The sequence below is a fragment of the Streptomyces sp. NPDC057623 genome (assembly GCF_042800355.1).
Lineage (GTDB): Bacteria > Actinomycetota > Actinomycetes > Streptomycetales > Streptomycetaceae > Streptomyces.
Window position 1 is genome coordinate 29925 of the sequence record NZ_JBHVGZ010000008.1, and the last position, 23192, is coordinate 53116.

Sequence of the window (23192 nt, forward strand, 5' to 3'; positions counted from 1 at the left end):
TCAGAAACTTTTCGGAAGGCTCCTTCCAGCAGAACCGTGTGCGCAGTCCCGAAGGTCTGGTGAACCACGAGAAAGTGTGGCGGGGGCTCCCTTCCGGAGTGTCGGAAGGGAGCTGCCTACAACACTTTCTAGATCGTGCGGTGCTGTGAGTGCTCCTGTTGAGGCATGCGCAATGACTGCTGGGACACCCGATCCAGATAGGAGAGAAGTGGACCCGTCATCGCGGTGGTTGTCAGCGCCATCACCACGAGGGCCAGGACAAGCGGTGTCGTCAGGATCCCAGCACTGTAGCCGGCCTGCAGCACCACCAACTCGGTGAGTCCACGAGTGTTCATCAACACCCCGATCCGAATCGAGACATCCCGTGGTTGGCCACCGAGTCTGGCCCCGGCATACCCTCCAAGCCCCTTGCCCAGGACTCCGAGCATGATGGCTAGGGCGATGATGGCCCAAGGGACCGCCGAGAACGGACGATTGAACACCATGATCCCAGTCACCACGAAGAAAGCGGGCACCAGAACACGCCCGACCCGTGAAACCGACGCGACCGCCTGTTCCCAAGGAGTCGATTTCCCTGTTGGAATGGAAAAGCCGACGAGAGCCGCTCCAAGAATCGCCGTCATCCCGAGGTGCTCCATGCTGATCGCCACCACAAGTGCGCTCGCGCCAAGCAGAGTGGCAGCCCAGCGTGGCGCTCTCCTGCAGAGGTTCCGCGCGCCTCGTGAGCACAGGCTGTACCGAATCGCCAGCGCACACACCAAGCCGAGTACGAGTGCCCGCATCGAATGGAGAAGACCGTCGGGGCTCCCTGAAGCCAGGCTGATTGCCACCGTCAGCAGCAGCCAACCAACAGCGTCAATAACGATGGCGGAAGCCATCGTTATTGTGCCAGCCGCTGAATTCTCCATGCGTCGCGCGGTCAGGATCCTCGCCATCACGGGTACGGCGCTGATGGACATCGAGACTGCAGTCATCAGGACGAATGCGGGTAAGGGTGCGGTACCTCGTACCGTGACGTCATGACTGGCGATCACCCAGCCAGCAAGCACAACGCCGCACAGCAGCGGTGGGACCAGAGCTCCCGCCGACACCCACAGGGTCGACCGCCGGGGAGGGGAGTTGGGGCCGGTCCGCATGTGGCGAGCCAGACCGACGAGGAACAGAACCAAGCCAGCCTGGCCTACGAACTTCAGGGTATCGAGCACGCCTTGCGGCAACACCGCATGAAAGGGCCCGCTGCCGAGCAGGGCAAGTGCCGCAGGACCGGCCAGCAAGCCGGCGGCGATCTCACCGATGACATCCGGCTGGCGCAGCAGCCGAGCGACGCTCCGTCCCAGCCAGGCGATGAGAAACACCGCGGCGAGCGCCACAGCTACGTGCGCGGCATGAAGGGCAGGGCCGAGGGCGCCCATGGCAAGGATCCTCTCCTGATTTCTCGGGCGTGACTCAGGCCGCCAGAGCCTGTCGCCAGCTGACCGCTGTCCCGATCTTGAGAATTGAATTGCGGTACACACGTGCTGCAAGCCACATGCAGGCTGCCGTCGCCAGCAGCATCACGGCCGCGGCGGCCAGTTGCTGCGCCACCGAGACGCCCTCAACGCTGGCTTGCAGTGGCATGAGCAGCCCGGAGAACGGAGGGACGTACTGGATAACGCTCACCCACGACGCCGACAGCGACCCTGCGGCAGCGACCGCGACGCCGACAGGCGCCAGGGCGATGACCATGACGGGCATGAGGACGGACTGGAGGTCCTCCGGCCGCGACACCAGTGAACCGGCGGCCGCGAAGAGACCGGCGAACAGTGCGAACGAGAGCAAGAACCAGACCACACCTGATAGGAGCGCCGCGGTGCCGGGCAGTCCCTCTGTCCGGCCACTCATCGCCGCGCGCGCGCCGGCCAGCGACCCGAGCAGGACGAAAATCTGGACGATGGCCGCCGTTCCGATGCCCGCGACCTTGCCGATCATCAAGCGGATCGGGGTCAGGGTCGAGAGTAGGACCTCGACGATACGGGTGGACTTTTCCTCGACCACTCCCTGGGCCACCAGGGACCCCTGGGCGATGATCTGCATGAACAGCACGATGACGAGGCTGATGGCGGCGCCCAGCTGCTTCTTGTCGTACGTGCCGTCGCCGACGGTGACGAGATGCGGTCCGGCCTGGGCGATGCTCTCGTTGAGTCGTGCGGTGTCGACATGCTGCTGCTTGTAGGAAGTGGCAGCGGCCCAGAAGCGTCCCATGACCAACGCGGCGTCCTGGGCCTCCTGTTCCGAGTCCGCGCGCACGAGCACGGACACCCGGCCGTCGTGGACGGCCACAGCGGCGTCCACGTCTGCGCTGTCGGTCTGGGCACGGGCAGTGCTGAGATCGGTGCACGGACGGACACGGATGCTGTCGGGAGCAGGGCCGAAGGCGGACTCGGGGGCACCGCACACAGCGACGGTGTAAGTCTTGGGCGAATTCAGTTGATCAAGGCCGAGTACGACTCCGACCACGGCGATCACCATGACCAGCAGGCTGATGAAGTAGCCCTTCGACGTCATGCGGGCGTCGATCTCGCGCCGGTACACCAGCAGCACGCCCTTCCACGATCCGCGCCGCAGATCCGCAGGGGAAGTCATGCGGCCACCTCGTCTTCCATGGGCTCGATCAGGTCGCGGAACATCTGGGTCAGCGTCGGACGCCGCCAGACCATCTGGCGTACCCGGCCGTGCTGCATGGCCACGCGCAGTACATCGTTCTCGTCGCAACCAGGGGCTAGTTCCACCCGTGCCCCACCGTCTTCCTCTTCGAAGGAGGCAACGGCCGGTGTACGGGCGGGCCAGTCGGCGGGAGCGCCGTCGACCTGGAGGTACAGGCGGGCCGCTTCCCCCTTGCCGCGCAAGTCCTCAAGGCTGCCGCAGGCGGCCAGTTTCCCGGACCGCACGATGCCGACGCGGTCGCAGAGCCGCTCCACCAAGTCGAGTTGGTGGCTGGAAAACAGCACCGGAGTGCCTTGAGTGGCCTTGTCCTTCAGTACCGCGCTCATATCGTCGACGGCCAGCGGGTCGAGTCCGGAGAAGGGTTCGTCGAGGATCAGTACATCCGGGTCATGGATGAGCGCCGCGGCCAACTGGACGCGCTGCTGGTTTCCCAGACTGAGGGAATCCACGGTCTGGCCGCGGTAGTCGGAGATGCGCAGACGATCGGTCCACCGCTCCATCGCGGACTGCGCCGCGGTGGCCGACAGCCCGTGGAGTCGGCCCAGGTAGACGAGGTGCTTGGCCACGGTCATCTTCGGATAGAGCCCGCGCTCTTCAGGCATGTACCCGAAGCGGGCGACATCCTGCCCTGCCACGGGAGCGTCACCCCAGCGCACCTGGCCGCCGTCGGCGGACAGCACCCCGACGAGGATGCGCATGGTCGTGGTCTTGCCCGCTCCGTTGCTGCCGACGAAGCCAAAGATCTCGCCAGCGGGGACGGTGAACGACAGAGAGTCGAGCGCCACGCGCTCGCCGTAGCGTTTCGACAGGGAGTCGATGACCAGCGGTTTCAATTCGAGCTCACTTCCCAAGTTTCCTGAACGAGCAGTACTTGAAGAGTAGGAAACTAGATGCCATGATGGCAACCATGGACGCTCACGAAGCCCGAGACGATCTCGAACAGGCACGGCGCTCGTACATCGCCTCCGTGCAACCGGTACTGCCCCGCTGGGCGCCGCCTGTGTGCGGCCTGCTCACCGCCGCCGGAATAACCCTGGCTGGCCTGGCTCCCGCCTCCGCCCAATGGCGGCTCGTCTCCATCGCCATAGCGGTACTCCTCGCCGTGTCCGCCCGGTTGCTCGTGCTGCGCATCCGAGCCCGCCAGGGAGTCAGGGGCATTCGTGGGCCGGCTCGCAAGACGTGGACCACGCTCGGGCTGTGCGCGGTGGCCTTCCTCATCAGCGCGAACCATGCCGCACCCTCGACACGAGGGCTGTACGCCGCCATGGGTGTTGGGGTGGGTATCTTCGTCTGGATTGTGTTGAGAAAGAAGGTGCGCCCGTGATCGATGGCCTGGACGAGACCTTCCGAACTGCCACCCGGCTGCGGATCTCCGCGTTCCTATCAGGGTGCGACGAGGCGGAATTTCGCGCCGTCCAGGAGTACTGCGATCTGTCGCCGTCCGCACTGTCAAAGAACGTCTCCGCGCTGGAGGACGCCGGATATGTGACTGTCCGCAAGGGGCATGTCGGTAAGACCCCCCGGACCTGGCTGGCGCTGACTCCAGCCGGACGAGAGGCACTTGCCGGGCATCTTGCGGCACTGCAGCACATCGCCGACACGGCCGCGCGCCACGCCCGTTCCGGATGACTCGTTCGGATGGTCAATGACTTTCGTGGCGTCCGGCTGGCCGCAACGGCGCGGTCCCCGGCGGGGGTCCGGGAGACCGCACCGTTGTGGTCATCAGCCGAAGGCGGGGAAAGACAGCTCCCCCGACTCAGACGCCTGCGTACGACGGGACAGCAGATCCTCGCTCACGATCGGCACGTCCCTTGATCGCGACGCTGATTCAGCAACCACCCTGCCAGGTGGCCGCCACGCTGGCGGAAGCAGCGGCCGACGCGATGGTGATGGTGATCGTCTCGACGGAGGCCGGGGCGTCACCGGTCGCGGACGCACCGTACTCGTCGGCCGTGGTGTAGGCGGCGTAACCGGCAATCAGGTTCTCGTTCATAACGAAATCCCTCCCAAGGATTTGCGTGACGGCTCCGTGAATGCCGTCGAAAACGAGTTCACCATGCGGGATTCACGCCGTCGAGGGATTTGGTGCGGCCTCATTTATTCGGTGAGCCGCTGACCTCGGTCTTTGGGCTACCAAACGAAACTTACAGCCGAAGGTTGACAGGGGTCGAATGTCACTCTTCCTTGGCGACGGCAGCTGCGCGAGCCTGCAGGATCTCCTGCATTCCTTCCAGCCCCATGGGGTCGAAGCTGACAAGCTCCGGCAGTGCCTTGATTCCGGAGATCAGCGAGATGAATCCGACCCGCGAATTCTCCGTATACATCCGAGTCACCTGCTGAGCACGTTCGAGGTAGTCCTCGCGCAGCCGATTCGGGTTCATGAAGTACCGCACATAACCCAGGATGTCGTTGAAGAGCTGGTGGTAGACGCCGTCGAACCGCTCCAGCGCCGTATCCTGCTGCACCGGGTCACTCAGGGCAGCATCGATGGCCCGGGACGCCAGCCACGCGCCGGAGGTGGCCAGCCACACACCCGAGGAGAACAACGGGTCGATGAAGCACGCCGCGTCGCCCACCGCCACCCAGCCCGGGCCGTGGAACCGATCGCTGACGTGCGACCAGTCACGCGTCGTACGCAACTCACCGATGTCGCCCGCATCGACCATCGTCTTCGCGACCCGGCTCGCAGCGAGTCCCTCGGTGAACACCTCGCGCTGGGATCGCCCTTGGCGGGTAGCTTCCGTCATCTTATCTACGGACAGGACATAGCCAAGGCTCAGTTCGGTCTCCGACAGCGGGATTCCCCACATCCAGCCCCCACCTTCGATGGCCTCGACCAGGATGTCGCCAGGCGCCTCGATCGGCTTGTAGGAGGCGAAGTAGCCCCAGACTGCGACGTTGCGCAGGTCCTCCTGCCAGGACACCTGGGTCAGCTTCCGGGTGACGGTCCGGTTCTGTCCGGAAGCGTCGACGACGAACCGGCTTCCCACCCGGTGTGTGCGCCCCTGGTGCGTGTACGCCACACCCGCCACCGCTCCACCGCTGTCGGTGAGTACTTCGGTGACTTGGGCCTCCTCAACGACCTGCGCGCCGAGCTTCCTGGCGTTGTTCAGCAGGAGCTCGTCGAACTCGCTGCGTGTGACGTGCCAGGAGTGGTCATAGGCACCGCCGGCTGCGGCGAAGTCTGTGCGCCACGGCTGGGGATCGTTCCCCCAGACAAGCGTGATGCCCCTCTTGGGGTTGAACCTGGCTTCGAGCTCGTCGACGACGCCCAACTCCTCCATCACCGGGATCATGCCGGTGACCAGGGACTCGCCGATGTGATAGCGGGGAAAACTCTCCCGTTCGAGCACCAACACGCGGTGACCGCGTTTGACCAGGAGACTGGCTGCGGTGGAGCCGGCCGGCCCTCCGCCCACGACCACCACGTCATACGTGCCCTGTGCATCTATTGCGTCTGGCATGTTCCCCAGCCTTTCTTTTTCGAAGGTTTCAGTAGGACCGCAGAACGTCCACGACCGGCGAGGACAGGTTCCGGGCCGGTTCGAGCGGGTCGATCCCGGCATCCACGAAAGCCGCGGCGATGGTGTCTGTCACAGGTTCCTGTTCACCAGCGGGCTGTGCGGCGTGCCTGACCAGCGCCTCGGCGAATATCTGCGTGCGATGCTGGCCGAAGCTCAGGTCCCGTCGGGACGGCCTCTTGTCGTCCGGTTCGAACGCGCAGCCCACTGAACCGGTCACCGCGTGAGTGAACGGCGAGACGCCGTCGCCCAGCAGGCCGGTGTCCTGGAGCAGTTCGGCGCACGGGCGGGCCACACGCCACGCCGGGCGCGGCAGGTAGACGACGACGGCGTCATTGCGCGGGTACAGCAGACGCGTCGAGGAGATCTTCGCCCGCCATGGGACACCGGCGTCCTCCAGGAACGCCACCAGTTCACGCCATACGCCGGGCGCGGCATCGGCATCGTCCAGACGTCCGTAGAGTCTGAGCAGCGGACCGCCTCCGGTGCTCGGCCCCCTACTCGACGAAGCGAGGAAGAAGCCGGGAGACAGCCCGGGCCGCGCGCACGGCAGGACGACCGTGGCCGTGTCGCCGGATCCTTCGGCGACCGAACTGTGGGGAACCCGCACCCGGAGCCCGTCGAACTCCACGAGCGTGCCGTCGTCGTCAGTGCCGAGAACCCGTCCGGAGACGGCAGTGGTCCGCTGCCCGGTCGCCTCGTCCAGCGCCTCGTCGAAGGCGCGTTCGCGAAACGTCCGCAGGTTGACGTCGAGGGGCCTGTCCCGTCCGCTGTGCAGTGTCTGGTACAGCGCGGCTCCGAGTTTGCGCGCGACGGTCTGTGGGTTGCTGCCTTCGTGGATCTCTCCTGCAGCCTCGGCCTTCAGCCCGCCGTCGGTGACGGTGATGTCGTCGAGGAGAGCGGTGATCTTTTCAGCCAGTTGCAAGTTGCCGCGTGACATGTCAAGCCTCCAAGCCCAGGGACGAAGTGAAGTCGGCTGGAGACAAGAGCACCGTACGACCGATGCCCGCTGCTGCCTTGGTGATCGGCGACAAGGTGGCCGAGCGCGCCGCGGTGGCCAGCATCCGGTCCAGCATGTGCCAGCCGGCGTAGGCCGCTGCCCTCACCCCGAGCTCCTTGTCCTCGGCAACCGGCGTGGGCGCCGCGTCAAGGTAAGAGCGGAAGAAGTGCCGGACATTCGGGCTGCGCTGCTCTATCTCTACGACGCCCGTGGCGATGATCTCCTCGTGCGTAGCGGTGTGGCCGAGGGGCGACGCGTCGGCCAGGGTCAGGGGTATGGCGGCGGCGGCCTGGTAGAGCCATTCCCCGGCAAACGCGCCGATGTCCCGTGCCGGGTCGCCCATCCTCGACTCCTCGAAGTCGGTCACGTACAAAGTGCCGTCCGCGAGCAGGAACTGGTCGAGGCGTACGTCGCCGTGGATCGGGGTGCGGGACGGTGTCCGCTCGACGTCCGACGAACGCAGTTCCCTGAGCGCTTGTGCGAGTGGTGCGTCGGCGTGCAACAGCCGCCACATCGCCAGTTCGGCGGCCGACGCCTGTGTGTAGTACCGGAGCGGGAGGGCATCGAGATTCGCGACCGGCGGCAGCGGGTGCTCGCTGGTGTCGAACCCTTCCGCGTCCAGGCCGTGCACGGCAGCCAGTGCCGAGCCGATGCGGTCGCACAGGGTTTCGTCGAAGGAGTCGTCGGCAGCCAGATCGGCACCGGTCTCCGCGCTGGGCAGGTATTCGAACACCAGCAATGCGTGGTCCGGGTCGGTGCCGATCAACCGAGGGGTGTCCAACCTGCCGCGGGCGGCGGCGCAGATCGTCTCCGTCCGCCTCATGCGGACGGCGCGGTCTCCCTCGGTGAGCCGCTTGACGAACACTGGCGTACCGCCGGCGGTCGTACCCACCCAGTTGTCGTTGCGTCCCAGGACACTGCCGACTGTCGTGGGGTCGAAACGTCCCACCCCGAGCCGGATCAGCAACTCATCAACGTAGGGGACGTCTGCAAGGTCAACCGGTTGGACCCCAGGCGCCCGTTCTCGGGCAGAGATACTTTTCACCATGAGTCGGGACCCTAAGGATCCACTTGATGGCGCAGCAACGTTCAACTTTCAATGTTGATTGACCCTGCATAGGCTCCAGCCCAGCGTCCACGCAGGTTCCGTCGCCTGAGAGTTCAAGAAATAGTTGATCCACCTGTGAGGGTGGGATCTAATCTCGGACATGGCGGATGCGATACATCACACAACGCTGAAGAACGGGCTGCGCGTTATCGCCCAGAAACTTCACGGGATTTCCGGTGTCGGTATATCCGTAAACTACCGGGTTGGCTTCCGTACCGAATTCCGCTCACGATCCGGATTCGCCCACCTCTTTGAGCACATGATGTTTCAGGGTTCGCGGAACGTGTCACGTGGGGAGCACTTCGCCCGCATCCAGGCTTTCGGCGGGACAGTCAATGCCAACACCTTCCCCGACTCAACCGATTACTACCAGGTGGTGCCTTCCAGTGCCCTGGAACACGTCCTGGAGTTGGAAGCCGACCGGATGGGTTTCCTCGATGTCACGCAGGATGCGCTCGACACCCAGCGGGACGTCGTCAAGGAAGAGATACGACTCCAGGTCGCCGGTCGGCCCTACGGGGGGTTCCCCTGGACAGTCCTGCCGTCGGTTCTCTACCGCAAGTGGGAGAATGCCCACAACGGATACGGCGAGCTGACCGACCTGAACGCAGCGACTGTGACGGACTGCGCCGAATTCTTCGACGCCTTCTACGCGCCGGGGAACGCCGTCCTGGCCATGTGCGGCGACATCGATCCACGCAAGGCATTGGAAGCAGCACAGCGCTGCTTCGCGCGGGTACCGGCCCGAACCGTGCCGCACCTGCCAGACATCTCGGAACCCCTCGGCCATGAGCCGTTGTCCGGGACGTGCTACGACCCATTGGCACCACGCCCGGCCCTCGCCATGGGCTGTCGGCTGCCGGACGCCGCGACTGACCTGAGCACCTACGCGGCGCACGTCGCGTTGTCCCATCTGCTCACCAGCGGCGCAGGCGCCCGGCTCCGGTCGGCCCTTGCCCCACTGGGGGCTCAAGTGGACTCCGCCACAGGGCTGTTCGGACCTCTGATGGTCAAGGACCCCGACACGTTCGTGATCGTCGTCCACCACCCGCCGGGTCTGGCGGACGAGGTCGTCTCCCTCGTCACAGAGCAGGCAGCCAAAGTGGCAGACGGTGCAGCTCGCGGTGTGGAAACCCAGCGGGCCATAGCCACTGCAGTGAGCAGGCACTACCAAAATCTGGACTCCCTCGCGCATCGGGTGCGATCTCTGGCCCGCGGCGCTTTGCTCTTCGACCAGCCCGGCATCGCTGAGGAGCTGGCCCGGGCAGTAGCCAGGACTAAGACGGACTCGCTTGCGACGGCGGCTGCAGCCCTCGCTCAGCCGAACGGACGCGCAGTGCTGGCCCTGATCCCCGAGGAAGCGAAGGAGACTGCCGCATGATGCCGACCGCCGTGCGCATGCCGGACCTCGCGACGCACCATGGACCGCACGGGCTGACGATCACGGCGTCGGCCCTGGCCACCGTTCCCTTGGTGCAGGCCCATCTCGCGATACCGCTGGTGCTGCGCGACCGGTTCGACCTGGCGGTGTGCGATGTGCTGGCCGCGTGCTGGCCCGATCTGCCCGCGTGCACGTACTTCGAGCAGTTTGGCGGGACTGTGGCCATCAGTCGCAAGCGACAGTGGCTGATCCTTTCGCTGACGTGTACTGCCGATCTGCTGCCTTTGCTGGCCGACACTCTCGCCGCCGTTGTGGGCGCCCAGTACACCGACGACCGGGTCCGCATCGCATCCTCGAAGGCCGGCCAACAGGCGTCCCTGGTCACGGCCCAGCCCGCCGCCGACTCCGCACGCCGTCTGTGGGGGGAGTTCTACGAGCAGCCACCGCCGTTCGCCGATCCGTCCCCGGACCCGGACGACGTGGCCGAGGTGTCCGCTCGGCAGGTCGCAGCGGCGCATTCCGAGTGCATCTCCCCCGGCCGGTCGCAGCTGGTCGTGGTCGGCGACATCGATGAAGAACGCACCTTCGACTGCCTCGAAAGGGCACTCAGTGTCTGGATCGAACCGCCGCTTGCGGCACGGGAGGACACCACCGGCCGACCAGCCCGTGCGGCCGGGTATCGCATCGTGACGCATCACCGTCCAGGATGGCAGCAGTCTCACATCCGCCTGGCCGCAGAGTCCATTTCCCGTACGAACCGCTCCGGCTTCGCCGCCGCTCAGATCGCCTCACTGATCCTGGGCGGCGCCTTCTCCTCCCGCATCAACGCCGTGCTGAGGGAGGAACACGGACTGGCCTATCGCGCCCTCGCCTCCGTCACCGACCATCTGGACGACGACGTCCTCGTCATCGAGGCCGATGTCAGCTCCTCCGGCACCGCTGAAGCCATGTCCCATCTGGCTCGGTTGCTGGAGGAATTCGCCGCCGCCGGCCCCACTGACCGTGAACGCGAGGCGGCGATCGGATATATCACTGGAAAGCATGCTCTCAGCCTCGGGTCGCAAGGGGGGCGGGCGGCCTGCGTGCTGTCGTATCTGACGTCAGGAATTCCCGCTTCGGGCATAGCCGACATCCTCGAACGCATCGCCCGGCTGACACACGCCGAAGTCCGGGCGGCGGCTGCTCTCTACGGCCCCGATCGCATGAGCGGTGTCGTCTGCGGCAACGCAACGGAACTCCCCGACAGGTGGTTTTAGAAGCCGCTGTCGTACGACCACGGCGTCACTGTCATGACATCAGCATCCAACACGCACGAGGGGACCAACGGATGCCCACAACCAGCGTCTTCTATCCAGCAATGCCCGCCGCTATCGGGTCCGTCGTACCGTACGCCCGCGTCGCCGAGAACACCTCCGCTCGCCGTCTGTGGCTGGGGCAATCCCTGGCCATCGAGACACACCACGTGTTCGGCGCGCTGGCCGGAATGGGGCTCGACATCGGTTTCGGCTCAGCGGTCACGTTGATGCCGATGCGCCATCCGATGACGGCCGCCCTGCACGCCCGCTCCGTTGCCGCCCTCTCCGGGCGCCCCTACATCGCGGGCATCGGACCGGCCGCCGCGAGCATGCAACGGAGCCTGCTCGGTGTGCCCTATCGTGCCCCCATCACCGCCACCCGCCGCTACGCGGCCATGATGCGGACTCTCCTCGACGGCGGAACCGTCGTCGAAAGTGGCGGCCTGTGGCCGACCGATGGGCTGGCGCTGCCACCGCTGCCCGACGCCCCGGTGGAGATCGGGCTCGGTGTCCTACGTGAACCCATGGCGCGGCTCGCCGGGGAGATCGCGGACTGGGCTCTCACCTGGCTCACCCCGGACACGTATATCCGGGACCGCATCGCCCCGGCCATCTCTTCTGCGGCCACTCAGGCGCAACGGACCGCTCCACGCATCGCCGCCATCGTCCACTGCGCGGTGAGCCGGCCCCGACGGGACCTGGGGCAGATCGCGTTCCACGCGGCTGGGACCCATCTCTCGACACCTCATTACTGCGACATGCTGAACCAGGCGGGCCTGTCCGTCGATCCGTCCGACCCTCGCAAAGGGACGTCGTTGCTGGTCGAACACGGCGTGATCGCCACTGGCACGCCCGACGAGATCGCCGCGACGCTAGATGCTCACCATGCGGCTGGCGTCGAAGAGGTCATCGTCAACGTCGGCGGAGTCCACTTGGCCGAAGGCCCCGGCGCAGCCCTGCGGGACTTGTCCTTGATCCTCGCCGCGGTCGAAAAGCGAGGCTCCCGGTGAACGAGCCACAGCCTTTCATCCCCGCCGAGCCACCGGCCTTCCACGCCAAGCGTCTGCTCTATCTGGCGACCGGCGGTGTGCAGACCATGTTCCTGCCCATGTGGCTGAAATGGCTGCGCACGAGCTATCCCGGTACCGAACTCCGCTACGTAATCACCCCCTCAGCACGCCGCTTCGCCACCCCCACGGCCATCGCGGCCACGGCGGGTGCCGGGCTCCCGATGGTGGACGCCTGGCCTGACGAACCTGACGGTGCTCTCCACGTTGAGTTGGCCTCCTGGCCTGACGCGGTCCTCGTCCACCCGGCCACCATGCACTTCGTCGCCCGCTTCTCTCTCGGTCTCGCCGACACCCCGACTCTCCTCGCTCTCCAGTGCACCCGCGCTCCCATCGTGGTCTGCCCGGCCCTCCCTCCGAACGGGCACTCCAACCCCGCCTACCGTCGGCACATCGTCGAGTTGTCCGAGCGCGACAACGTCACCGTCCTGCCCCCGATCCGCGGAGCAAGCATGTCGAGCGGCGAGGTGGGGATTGGCACGGCCGCCCTCCTGCCACACGCCATCAGCGCGCTGGAAGACCTGCGTTCCTGGACGGAGTCCGCCGCATGACAGACCTCGGAGATCGCCAGGAAGAACACCGGGTGCTGGAGAGTTTCGGCACCGGCCTTCAGACGACCCGTGTGACAGCGTTGCCAGACGGACGCATCCACTGGCAGCGCACCCCCGGCAGCAGTCACCCCGGTACCTATCCCCCGGTGCGGTCGGGCTTCGTCCGCCGGCTCCGGGCCGCATCGAGTCCACACATACGCTTCGCGGCTCCCACGGTCTCTGAAGCAGGGGAATACCGCTGGGAAGTCGCTGGCCGCAGCAGCCTCGGCAACCTGGTGCTGACCGAGGATGTCCCCACCGCACGGCTCCAGGAGATCATCAGCCATCTCGGCTGTCGGCTCCAGGTACTACATGACCAGCAGGACAGCGCTGACCCGCCCAGCCACTACCCGCCGCCTCCCGGGCCAACGCGGCTGATGGCCTGGCTGGACAGCGGCCGAGCCCCCCGCGCTGGCGCGGGATTCCACTACCGGCTGCGGACCCAACTGGGGCCCGGCAGGTGGGAGAAGCTGCGCGACTTCACTCACCACATGCTGCGTCCAGGACCGGAGGACCGGACCACGGTGGTGCATGGCTGGTTCTCGCTCGGCAGCATCATCGTGGCCGATGCCCCGGACACCAAGCCGGGCGCCGTTGTGCTGTCAGGTGTCGAGGCGGCCCAGGGGCGCCCGGAGACCGACCTCGCGTGCCTGCTAGGTGAACTCACCGAGTATGCCTTGGCGGCCGAGCGGCGCCGCATCGAGCTGCCTGTGCTCGACTCGCTCCGGGACGGCTTCCTCTCGCGCTACGGGCCAGCCTGGGATCGCGACACGTTGGCCGCCGGTGCGGTGGTCCGCGTCGTCACGCACGCACACGACTTCGCCGCCTACGTCGGCTGGAACCCGCAGCTGCACGGTTACATCCCGATGCTCGCGGACTTACTCGACAGCGACGGGATGTCAGCACTGCCAACGGCATGAGCACACACGTCCCCTGTCCCTTGTTTCGACTTCGTCGCCGATCTCTGGGAGTCGCCTGTGCCACGGCAACCCGTCATACCTCCTGAAGACAAGGCCCGCATCGTTCTCGATCTCCTTTCGGGCCGCACCACCTTGTCCCACGCGGCGAACGAGGCAGGGGTCTCGCCACAGGCGGTGTCCGTATGGCGTCGTCAGTTCATCGAAGCCGGTCATCGCGGACTCCAACCCTCCGTGCGGCAGACAGAAGCCGCGCGACGTGAACGCGAACTCTTGGAACAGATCAAGGGCCTAAAAACCGCGCTGGGCGAAGCGCACCTCGCGCTGAGGTCCAGACGGAACGGCAAATTGACCAGTACCTGATCCATCAGGTAACCCACCTGACATGACCCGCTATCGGGAGACACGACCGCCACCTCAGCAGCGCTGGAGAGATCCCTTGACAACACATCACGATCACCTACCTCAAGTTACAGACGCCGCGTCGGGACGTATCCGGCTGCGCCGTGAACTGGCAGCCTTCCCTGGCCAGTTGGCCGCCGCGCTCCTGCTTGCCCTGGTCGCAACCGCCGCAGCCCTCTCCGTACCTCTGCTCGTCAAAGAGATCATCACGGACTTCGCTACCCATCAGTCGATGCTCACTCCTGTGCTGTTGATGTGTGCGGCGGCGATCGGCGGAGCCGTGACCCAAGCGGTCTCGGGATTTCTCATCGCCCGAGCCGGGGAGCACATGATCTACCGGCTGCGCGCCCGCATTATGGGCCACACCATGCGTCTTCCCTTGGCGACGGTGCGTGCCCAGGGAGCCGGCAACCTGACCGCCCGCATCACCTCAGACGCCCTCTTGCTACGGCAAGTCGTCGATCTGGGAGCTCAGTTGCCCCTCGCCGCCCTGACCGTGGGGTTCACGCTTGTAGTGATGGTGTGGATCGACTGGGTTCTCACTCTGGTCACTGTCGCCTCACTCGCGCTCGTGACCATCGTGATCTCCCTGATCCTGGCCCGGGTTAAATCCAATGTCACCGGTCAGCAGGTCGCCATCGGAAAGATTGCCCAGAGGTTCACATCCAACCTCGATGCGCTCACCACCATCAAGGCGTACCGGGCCGAGTCTCTGGCAGCCCGTACCCTGGCGGGTGATGCCGAACAACTTCGGACCGTGTCGTTGCACGGGGCCCGCCTGCAATCGGTGATCCCCGCGATAACGGCCCTCGGGAACCAGGTCGCCCTCATCGCGGTGATCCTCACGGGTGGCACCCGTATGGCTGCCGGTGATCTACAGATGGCGGAGTTCGCCGCGTTCCTGCTCTACCTTCTGCAGACGATCCCGCCAGCCACTGCACTGACCACCGGATTCAGCCGCCTTCAGGCGGGCCTGGCCGCTCGGGAGCGGTGCAACGAGTTGCTATCCCTCCCCTTGGAGACCGAGACGACGTCGTCCCGCCCGTCCGCCCCGGCCCCAGTGCCCGGAGCACCCTCCATCAACTTCGACGCCGTGTCATACACCCACCCCGGCGCGACCGGATCTGCCCTGCACAACGTCTCCTTTACCACACCGCGCGTCGGGCTCACCGCGATAGTCGGTCCCTCGGGAGCCGGTAAGACCACGGCCCTCTCTCTCATCGACCGATTCGTCCACCCTGCCTCCGGGCGCATCAGCGTTCTCGGTCACGGCGCCGAGGACTGGCCCCTCGACGCGATGCGGGCGCGCATCGCATACGTCGACCAGGCATTCACGTCGCTGGAAGCCACCGTGCGCGAGAACCTACAGCTCGGCCGTACCACGCCGGCCGCCGACGATCGGCTGACCGCCGCCCTGGACGCAGTGGACCTCACCGACGACATCGCTGCCCTTCCTCAGGGCCTCGACACGCCACTCGGTCGCGAAATCGACCTCTCAGGCGGCCAGCGCCAGCGCATGGCGCTGGCCCGTGCCCTGCTCTCAGACGCAGACATCGTGCTGCTGGACGAACCAACCAGCCAGCTTGACGGCATCAACGAACAACGGCTCCGCGCCGTCGTGGACGAACTGGCCACCAGTCGCGCCGTGATCGTTGTCGCCCACCGCCTGTCGACCGTCCAGCACGCCCATCACGTGATCATGATGGCGGCGGGAGGTGTCGTGGACGCCGGAGACCATGCCACGCTGATGACGCGCTGTCTCGAATATCGGGAGCTGGTCGCTACCCAGGCCATAGACACCGTCGATGTCATCGCGAGCGGTCGATGACCCGGAAGCGGTAGCGGGCCAGCTCGATCGGAGTGGCCAACCGGGCGCCAGTCAGACTGGCGTGGATAACAATGGATCAACCCCGACACCGACGGGCGCCTCGCCTAGGCTCAGTCCAACACCCAAGGAAACTAGGGGAATCCGTGACCCAGGAACATGACGGTGTGGTCGTCTACTGGCGCCCTATGTGCACGTACTGCATGAAGTTGCTACTGCGTCTGCGCTTTACCCGACTGCGGTACACCACCGTGAACATCTGGAGGGACCCGGATGCTGCGGCGTTCGTCCGCTCGGTCGCAGACGGGAACGAGACCGTGCCTACGGTGACCGTGGCGGGACGGGCCATGGTGAATCCGTCGAAGAAGGAACTTCTGGAAGCCGTCAAGGCTCATGCCCCGCACTTGCTGCATCCAGCTCGGTGATTCGTGGTCTCACAACGGGTACGCCGTTACCTCGAAGTTCTGTGGCCCTGCTTCCCCGCCAACGAAGCTCAGGGACGTAACTCGCCTCAAACGGTGCCCATTCGAGAGGCTGCTTGCGTGAGCGATGCGTGAGCGGACGGCGCAGCACAGGTGATCCCGGGCCGAAGCAGGAGTCATGTCCCATGGCGCTGACCAGGCAGAACAGCAGTACGCGGCAGGTGCGAGCACTCTTCGGCAAGGATTCGATCCCACTCCTAAAGCGGGTGTCGCAGGTTCGAATCCTGCCGGGGGCACAGCTTGCACAGCAGGTCAGAGGATTGACGGCCCCCCGTTCCTGTCGAACGGGGGGCCGCTTTCATGACCCCATGCCACATGGATGCCACATGCCCAGTGATCTTCCACGAGAGGGGCACGCACCAGGGCGTGCCGGCCATGGCCGAGCGCCTGGCCCGGGTGGGAGGCCGGCTGAGTATCGGCCGCAGTGAGGACGGCCGAGCGACCGTGTAGGCGTGGGCGGCGGAACCGCCACAGTGACCAGCCCGGCCCCGGACTGACGAGTCCGGGGCCACCGCAGCTGCGATCCGCACGATCGAGCGATGTGATCACCCGATCGTGAGTTCTTCCAGACCCACGCCGGATGTGACGCGATGCTCGGAGGGACGGCGTGTGACCGGCGCCGCCCGGATGGGCTGGGGTGGGGAAGAGCATGGCGCGAGGAACGGGACGGCGCGAAAGCCTGGACGAGCAGGCGTTGCTGCTGGTGGCCGGGCTGGCCGATCTGACCGTGAGCACGCTGGGTTCGGCCGTCGGCGCGGTGCGGGGGCTGTTGCGCCGCTCGGATGCCGCGGAGCTCGCCGCGCAGGCCGAGCACGACCTCGCGGCGCGTGGACGCCTGGTGCTGGACCGGTACGCGGCCGCACCCCCGGCCCACCTGGAGATCCTCGCCCGGCACGTGTCGGCTCGGCGGAGCGCCGATGATGACTGACTGGTGGGAGCCGGTCGCGTTCAAGGTCCGCATCGACGAGGTGCTGCGCCGGTTCGTCGCCCAGGAAGCCGATCAGTTCGCTGCGATCGATCCGCTCCTGGGCCCGGTGGCCGAGCAGGTGGAGGCCGCGGTCGCGGAGGGCAAACGGCTGCGCGCCGCGTTCTGCTACTGGGGCTGGCGCGCGGTGGGCCAGCCGGACAGCGACGCGCTGGTGCGGGCCGCGGCGTCCATGGAGCTGGTGCACGCCGCAGCGGTCGTGCACGACGACCTCATCGACGACAGTCCGCTGCGGCACGGGCGCCCCACGGCCCACGTCGCCCTGCGCGATGCCGTACGGCGTCGTCCGCGCGGCGCGGCGGCGGCAAAGTCGCTGGCGATGCTGGTGGGAGATCTGCTGATGGCGCTGGCCGGGCAGTTGTTCGCCACCAGCGGCCTGCCCGCCGCGTACCTCGCCCGTACCCGTCCCCTGTGGTCGGTGATGGCCCGGGAACTGGTCGCGGGCGAGTGCCTGGAGATCCTGCGTACCGGAGCCGGTCCGGACACCGAGGCGTCGCTGAAGGTGATCCGCTACAAAACCGCCAAGTACACCGTCGAGCAGCCCCTGTTGATCGGCGGCGCCCTGGCCGGGGCCGGCCCACGACTGCGCGAGGGCTACTCCGCGTACGGGGTGCCGCTGGGCGAGGCGTTCCAGCTGCGGGACGACCTGCTCGGTCTGTTCGGAGACCCGGAGCGCACCGGCAAGGCCAACGCCGACGATGTGGAGGGCCACCGGCCCACGGCCCTGCTGGCAGAGACCTGGCGCCTGGCCGGGGAGGACGACCGCGCGCGGTTGCGCGCCCTGCTGGGCCGACGCCGCCTGGACTCGGATGCCCTGGACACGGTCCGCGAGGTGATGCGCGTGCTGAGGGCACCCGACCGCATCGAGGACATGATCGGCGTCCGGGTGGAGGAGTCGCTCGGTGCCCTCGACGAGCTGGACGTACCGGCCCCTGCCCACACCGCCCTGACCGCACTGGCCCGCTCCGCGGCGGACCGCCAGTTCTGAGAACTCAGCCACCACGGAGACCTGCCATGACGATGACGTACACCGACGCGTCGATGGACGCCCTGCGGCAGGCCGGTGACGAACTCGCCGACGCCACCGTCGCCACGCTCTTCGAACGCGGCCAGGTGGGCACGTTCAACACCCTGATGCGCTACGTCTCCACCGCCGGCGCTCCCCTCCCGGACGGTCTGCCCGACGTCGCCCGGGAGTACCTCGATGCCACCCGTGTCCCGCCGGCCTGGGTGGACTGGTCGGAGATGGAGAAGGCCCGGCTGTTCTTCATCGACAACAACGTGCACATCTCCACCGCGCTGTCCTTCGCCTCCATGCCCGCCTGCTACGTCGTACCGCACGTGGCGAAGCTGCTGTCGGCCACCCACGGACTGAAGTACCCCTCCAAACGGATGGCGGAGACAGGCCAGTTCACCGTCTACCTGATGCAGCCCGACGCCTTCGAAGCCGGCGGCCGCTTCATCCCCTCCGCCCAGAAGGTCCGCCTCCTGCACGCCTCCATCCGCCACCACCTGGCGCGCGAGAACCGATGGGACGCCGACGCTCTGGGGGTGCCGATCTGCCAGGAGGACATGATCGGCGGGCAGATGTTCTTCTCCCTGCTCGTGCTGGACAGCCTGCACCGCCTTGGCATCCACATGTCGCAGGAAGGCGCGGAAGCCTACTACTACGCGTGGCGGGTGGTCGGAGCCATGCTCGGCGTCGACCAGGACGCGGTCCCCCGGACCCTCGACGAGGCCCGCCGGTTCCTCGACCTGTACATGATCCGGCACATGGGGCCTTCCGAAGAGGGCGCGCAGCTGACCCGGCAGCTCATCGACCTCTACGAGGAGATCGTGCCCGGCACCTTCTTCGACCCGATCGTCTCCGCTCTGATCCGCCACCTCATCGGCAACACCTGCGCCGACTGGCTCGACGTACCGCACACGCCGTGGGACACCGTCGTCAAAGCCGTGCCCCACCTCCTCGGCGTCCTGGAGACCATCGAGGACCGCTCCCCTCTCGGTGCCTGGGCCCTGGACCGCCTCGGCCACCTCACCACCGTCTTCGAACTGTCCTCCCTCACCCGCGGACGCGTCATGCACTACGCCATCCCCGAACAGCTCAAGAAGGACTACGGCATCTCCCCTGCGGTGCCCCGCACCCGCCGATGGGATCCACCCGCGGCCACGGTCTGTTGATCACACGGATGCCCAGGCTCCGGTATTGCACGCTCCAGGGTTCGGGAAGCCCCACGAACACGTGAGAACTACGGAGAGATGTTTTCCCGGGCCAGGCACCCCACAGTCGACGTTTCCGCGGGTCACAGCCCCGCCCAAGGAAAACTCCTGAAGCGGGTGTCGCAGGTTCGAATCCTGCCGGGGCACAGGCACATGGCTGTTCAGAGGCCCCTCCGTCCAGATCACGGAGGGGCCTCTGCGCTTCCAGAACCCGTGCGGTGCGCGAAGAAGGGGACGCTGTCCCAGGCCGGTGGGTGTACTCGGACTGAAGAGCGTCGTGCAGGCGTCGTCGTGTGGAGCCCGTGCCGCTACTTGAGCTCGGCGGCGGTGAAGTAGCCGTCCGTGACAAGGACGTCGTAATTGGTCTTGTCGACGCTCGTGGGCTGCAGCAGAACGGCGGGCACGGCCTTCACGCCGTTCTTGTAACCCGTGGAGTCGTCCACATACGGCACCCTGTCGTTGAGTATGTCGTCGACCATGGTGATGGCGGCCTCGGCGAGCCGGCGGACGTCCTTGTAGACGGTCTGCGACTGCTGACCCGCGATGATCGACTTCACCGAAGCCAGTTCGGCGTCCTGGCCGGTGATGGTGGGGAGGGGCTTGATGCCGGAGCCGTAGCCGCCCGACTTCAGCGCGGACAGGACGCCCCTCGAGATGCCGTCGTACGGCGACAGGACCGCGTCGACCCGCTCGGTGCGGTACCACTTGCTGAGGAGGCCGCTCATGCGTCTTTGCGCGGTGGGCCCGTCCCAGCGCGGGGTGGTGATCTGTTTCAGCTCGGTCTCGCCGGACCGGACGACCAACTGCCTGCTGTCCAGATACGGCCGCAGGTGCGTCATCGAACCGTCGAAGAAGTATTTGGTGTTGTTGTCGTCGGGGGAACCGGCGAACAACTCGATGTTGAACGGGCCTTTGTCGTCCTCCAGGCCGAGCTTGTCGATGATGTAGTGGGCCTGGATCATGCCCACCATCTCGTTGTCGAAGGAAACGTAGTAGTCCACGTTCTTGGTGCCGAGGATGAGCCGGTCGTAGGAGATCACCGGAATGTCCGCGTCGGCGGCCTGCTGAAGCACCCCGTTCAGCGACTTGTTGTCGATGGCCGCGATGATCAGGGCGTCGACGCCCTGCTGGATCAGTTTCCCGATCTGTGAGACCTGGGCTTTCGGGTCGTCGTCGCCGTACACCAGCTTGGTCTTGTACTCCCGGGCCTTGAGGCCGTCGACGACGCTCTTGCCGTCGGTGAGCCAGCGTTCGGAGGACCGGGTCGGCATGGCGATGCCGACGGTGCCGCCCTCGGAGCTGTCCTCTGAGCCGTTCTCACTGCCCTTACCGCAGGCGGACAGGGTGAGACCGAGGGAGGCGGCTCCGGCGAGGACGGTTCTTCGATTGAACATGGTGATTCGTTCCTTGTCCTTCTCGTCTTTGAGGGGATGGCGGCGTTTCAGACGTCGAGGGGAAGCGGTGGAGCGGGCCGGGGAGTCGGCGGGCGGGTCGAGAACGAAGGGGACGCGCCGCATCCGCTCCCGGGCGGTGTCGAGGGTCAGGTCCCGCACATGGGTGCCGCGCAGGTGGCCCCCCAGGCGCCCCGGACAGACCGACCTTCAGACCGAACTTCAGACCGAACTTCAGACCGGGCCGTGCACCGTGACGGATCAGCGGTTCGAATCGGTGCCGCGTTCCGACCACGTGCGTGCTGATTCCGGCAGCGCACAGAGCACCCGCCTTTCCCACGTTCGAAATATGGTCACATGTTCGAAATATTGGCGCGACGTTAAGGGGAAGCGGGTGGGGTGTCAACAGATCGAACTGGAACGGTTACAGAAGGTGTACCCACGGGGCCGCTTGGGCCGGCGCGTCCCGCACCCCGCAGCCGTCCACAACGAGCTTGCCCGAGCCTGCCCGAGCCTGCCCTTCGAAACATTCGGCGATATGGAATCGAGCTTTGATCTCGCCATAGTGGGCGTTGACGATCAATGTCGATTCACTTCATTGAGTGCGGCCATAACCAGGAGAAATGCTCTCAAGGAAACGACCGAGCCCAACGAATGTTTCGAAACAAGTGCCGAAACAGTTGACAGTTGGCAGGGTCATACCAAAACTGTTCGCCGTTGGCAGAGCTCAACCGCTGTCGACGCGGGCTGGTGCCCGGCCCCGTCGGCCTCACGACGACGAGGAGGAAGCACGCTCATGAACGACGGACCCGCGAACCCGACGCGCCGCAGCGTCTGCACCCTGCTGCTGGCCACCGGGGCCACGTTGGCCCTGCCTGGCACCGCCGAGGCGGCCACGGTCATCAGTACGAACCAGACCGGAACCGACAACGGGTACTACTACTCGTTCTGGACGGACAGCCAGGGCACGGTCTCCATGACCCTGAACTCCGGTGGGAACTACAGCACTTCGTGGAGAAACACCGGGAACTTCGTCGCCGGCAAGGGCTGGAGCAACGGCTCACGCCGGACCGTGACCTACTCCGGCAGCTTCAGCCCGTCCGGCAACGGCTACCTGACGCTCTACGGGTGGACGTCGAACCCACTCGTCGAGTACTACGTCGTCGACAACTGGGGCACCTACCGGCCCACCGGCACGTACAAGGGCACTGTCACCAGCGACGGCGGCACGTACGACATCTACCAGACCACCCGCTACAACGCCCCGTCCGTCGAAGGCACCCGCACGTTCAACCAGTACTGGAGCGTGCGGCAGTCGAAGCGGACCGGCGGCACCATCACCACCGGCAACCACTTCGACGCCTGGGCCCGCGCCGGAATGCCCCTGGGGAGCTTCAAGTACTACATGATCCTCGCCACCGAGGGATACCAGAGCAGCGGGAGCTCCAACATCACGGTGAGATAGGCCAGTTCGGAGAGGGGGGCGGCTGCCTCCCTGCCCCCCTCGATCCCCCAAGACCGGAGGACCGTTCTTCATGAAGGCCACACCACGTCTGTCGTTGCTCGCCGTCGTCACACTCGCCGTCGGCGCCCTCACCGTCGACGCCGCCGCCCCGGCGCAGGCCGCCGCCTGCAACGGGTACGTCGGGCTCACCTTCGACGACGGACCGTCCAACAGCACTCCGGCCCTGCTCAACGCGCTCACCCGGAACGGGCTGCGGGCCACCATGTTCAACCAGGGCCAGCACGCCGCCGCCTACCCGGCCCGGGTCAAGGCGCAGGTCAGTGCCGGCATGTGGGTAGGCAACCACAGCTACACCCACCCGCATCTGACCCAGCAGAGCCAGGCGACGATCGACTCGGAGATCTCCCGGACCCAGCAGGCCGTCGCGGCCGCTGGTGGTGGCACGCCGAAGCTGTTCCGGCCGCCGTACGGCGAGACCAATGCGACGGTGAGGGCCGTCGAGGCCAAGTACGGCCTCACCGAGATCCTCTGGAACGTCGACTCGCAGGACTGGAACGGCGCGAGCACCGATGCGATCGTGGCGGCGGCCGGCCGGCTCACCAGCGGCCAGGTCATCCTCATGCACGACTGGTCCGCCAACTCCCTCGCGGCGATCCCGCGCATCGCCCAGGGGCTGGCCGCCCGGGGCCTGTGCGCCGGCATGATCTCCCCGCAGACCGGCCGCGCCGTGGCTCCGACGGCAGCCGTGACGCCGGGAGCGGCGCGATGAAGGCCGGGGGCACGACGCGCTGCCGCGGCTGAGCGGTAAGGCGGTGGGGCGGTCCTACTGGCAGCGGATGC

General features: G+C 66.4%; 23 protein-coding genes. 15 read left to right on the plus strand and 8 right to left on the minus strand.

The features are described from left to right. Nucleotides 1-128: 128 nt before the first annotated feature. From ACFU95_RS11260 to ACFU95_RS11270, 3 genes are read right to left on the minus strand one after another with little or no spacing between them, the layout of a single operon-like run. Nucleotides 129-1412 (minus strand): cation:proton antiporter, encoded by a 1284-nt coding sequence (locus tag ACFU95_RS11260; protein WP_383825095.1) that lies wholly within the window; start codon nt 1410-1412, stop codon nt 129-131. A 34-nt stretch (nt 1413-1446) separates the two neighbouring features. After that, a complete protein-coding gene (locus ACFU95_RS11265) occupies nt 1447-2580 on the minus strand; it encodes an ABC transporter permease (protein ID WP_383825098.1) in 1134 nt (377 codons plus the stop codon). Nucleotides 2581-2618: 38 nt separating this feature from the next. Next, entirely contained in the window at nt 2619-3554 is a 936-nt protein-coding gene (locus tag ACFU95_RS11270; protein ID WP_383825101.1) for an ABC transporter ATP-binding protein, read from the minus strand. Nucleotides 3555-3610: 56 nt separating this feature from the next. Here ACFU95_RS11270 and ACFU95_RS11275 point away from each other — a divergent pair, with 56 nt between their 5' ends. Together ACFU95_RS11275 and ACFU95_RS11280 are read left to right on the plus strand one after the other, a co-directional pair. After that, on the plus strand, nt 3611-4027 hold the full coding sequence (locus ACFU95_RS11275; protein ID WP_383825105.1) for a hypothetical protein: 417 nt from the start codon (nt 3611-3613) through the stop codon (nt 4025-4027). Beyond that, the gene (locus ACFU95_RS11280; RefSeq protein WP_383825108.1) at nt 4024-4332 is read left to right on the plus strand and encodes a transcriptional regulator; all 309 of its coding nucleotides are present in this window, start codon (nt 4024-4026) and stop codon (nt 4330-4332) included. Before ACFU95_RS11275 ends, ACFU95_RS11280 begins: the two co-directional genes overlap by 4 nt. Nucleotides 4333-4531: 199 nt before the next feature. Here ACFU95_RS11280 and ACFU95_RS11285 read toward each other — a convergent pair whose 3' ends face one another. From ACFU95_RS11285 to lxmK, 4 genes are all read right to left on the minus strand, one after another. After that, on the minus strand, nt 4532-4696 hold the full coding sequence (locus tag ACFU95_RS11285) for an LxmA leader domain family RiPP (protein WP_383825111.1): 165 nt from the start codon (nt 4694-4696) through the stop codon (nt 4532-4534). Nucleotides 4697-4877: 181 nt separating this feature from the next. Continuing rightward, the gene (locus ACFU95_RS11290) at nt 4878-6167 is read right to left on the minus strand and encodes an NAD(P)/FAD-dependent oxidoreductase (RefSeq protein WP_383825115.1); all 1290 of its coding nucleotides are present in this window, start codon (nt 6165-6167) and stop codon (nt 4878-4880) included. A gap of 28 nt (nt 6168-6195) precedes the next feature. Further along, a complete protein-coding gene (locus ACFU95_RS11295; RefSeq protein ID WP_383825118.1) occupies nt 6196-7164 on the minus strand; it encodes a T3SS effector HopA1 family protein in 969 nt (322 codons plus the stop codon). Nucleotide 7165: 1 nt separating this feature from the next. Then, nucleotides 7166-8272 carry a class V lanthionine synthetase subunit LxmK gene (gene lxmK / locus ACFU95_RS11300; protein WP_383825121.1) on the minus strand — a complete coding sequence of 369 codons (1107 nt, stop codon included), beginning with the start codon at nt 8270-8272 and terminating at the stop codon, nt 7166-7168. A gap of 160 nt (nt 8273-8432) precedes the next feature. Between lxmK and ACFU95_RS11305 the strand changes: the two genes are divergently transcribed. From ACFU95_RS11305 to ACFU95_RS11355, 11 genes are all read left to right on the plus strand, one after another. After that, nucleotides 8433-9713 carry a M16 family metallopeptidase gene (locus tag ACFU95_RS11305; protein ID WP_383825124.1) on the plus strand — a complete coding sequence of 427 codons (1281 nt, stop codon included), beginning with the start codon at nt 8433-8435 and terminating at the stop codon, nt 9711-9713. Continuing rightward, complete coding sequence (locus tag ACFU95_RS11310) at nt 9710-10969, plus strand: M16 family metallopeptidase (protein WP_383825126.1); 1260 nt, start codon at nt 9710-9712, stop codon at nt 10967-10969. Before ACFU95_RS11305 ends, ACFU95_RS11310 begins: the two co-directional genes overlap by 4 nt. A gap of 71 nt (nt 10970-11040) precedes the next feature. Further along, nucleotides 11041-12018, plus strand: a complete 978-nt coding sequence (locus ACFU95_RS11315) for an LLM class flavin-dependent oxidoreductase (protein WP_383825129.1) — start codon at nt 11041-11043, stop codon at nt 12016-12018. After that, complete coding sequence (locus ACFU95_RS11320; RefSeq protein ID WP_383825131.1) at nt 12015-12626, plus strand: flavoprotein; 612 nt, start codon at nt 12015-12017, stop codon at nt 12624-12626. The genes ACFU95_RS11315 and ACFU95_RS11320 overlap by 4 nt, the downstream gene beginning before the upstream one ends. Next, nucleotides 12623-13585 carry a hypothetical protein gene (locus ACFU95_RS11325; protein WP_383825134.1) on the plus strand — a complete coding sequence of 321 codons (963 nt, stop codon included), beginning with the start codon at nt 12623-12625 and terminating at the stop codon, nt 13583-13585. Before ACFU95_RS11320 ends, ACFU95_RS11325 begins: the two co-directional genes overlap by 4 nt. A gap of 57 nt (nt 13586-13642) precedes the next feature. Further along, nucleotides 13643-13945, plus strand: a complete 303-nt coding sequence (locus ACFU95_RS11330; RefSeq protein ID WP_383825137.1) for a transposase — start codon at nt 13643-13645, stop codon at nt 13943-13945. Between the two features lie 76 nt (nt 13946-14021). Further along, entirely contained in the window at nt 14022-15812 is a 1791-nt protein-coding gene (locus ACFU95_RS11335; RefSeq protein WP_383825140.1) for an ABC transporter ATP-binding protein, read from the plus strand. Nucleotides 15813-15955: 143 nt separating this feature from the next. Next, nucleotides 15956-16234 (plus strand): glutaredoxin domain-containing protein, encoded by a 279-nt coding sequence (locus ACFU95_RS11340; RefSeq protein ID WP_383825143.1) that lies wholly within the window; start codon nt 15956-15958, stop codon nt 16232-16234. 706 nt (nt 16235-16940) lie between these two features. Next, nucleotides 16941-17219: a polyprenyl synthetase gene (locus ACFU95_RS11345; RefSeq protein WP_383825146.1), complete on the plus strand. Its 279-nt coding sequence runs from the start codon at nt 16941-16943 to the stop codon at nt 17217-17219. Then, entirely contained in the window at nt 17209-18264 is a 1056-nt protein-coding gene (locus tag ACFU95_RS11350) for a polyprenyl synthetase family protein (protein ID WP_383825149.1), read from the plus strand. Before ACFU95_RS11345 ends, ACFU95_RS11350 begins: the two co-directional genes overlap by 11 nt. Before the next feature lie 32 nt (nt 18265-18296). Then, on the plus strand, nt 18297-19457 hold the full coding sequence (locus ACFU95_RS11355; protein ID WP_383825641.1) for an oxygenase MpaB family protein: 1161 nt from the start codon (nt 18297-18299) through the stop codon (nt 19455-19457). Nucleotides 19458-19804: 347 nt separating this feature from the next. Here ACFU95_RS11355 and chvE read toward each other — a convergent pair whose 3' ends face one another. Continuing rightward, nucleotides 19805-20890 (minus strand): multiple monosaccharide ABC transporter substrate-binding protein, encoded by a 1086-nt coding sequence (chvE, locus tag ACFU95_RS11360; RefSeq protein ID WP_383825152.1) that lies wholly within the window; start codon nt 20888-20890, stop codon nt 19805-19807. Nucleotides 20891-21683: 793 nt separating this feature from the next. Here chvE and ACFU95_RS11365 point away from each other — a divergent pair. Both ACFU95_RS11365 and ACFU95_RS11370 read left to right on the plus strand, forming a co-directional pair. Then, entirely contained in the window at nt 21684-22352 is a 669-nt protein-coding gene (locus tag ACFU95_RS11365; protein ID WP_383825155.1) for a glycoside hydrolase family 11 protein, read from the plus strand. Between the two features lie 70 nt (nt 22353-22422). Beyond that, entirely contained in the window at nt 22423-23121 is a 699-nt protein-coding gene (locus ACFU95_RS11370; RefSeq protein WP_383825157.1) for a polysaccharide deacetylase family protein, read from the plus strand. Nucleotides 23122-23192: the final 71 nt, after the last annotated feature.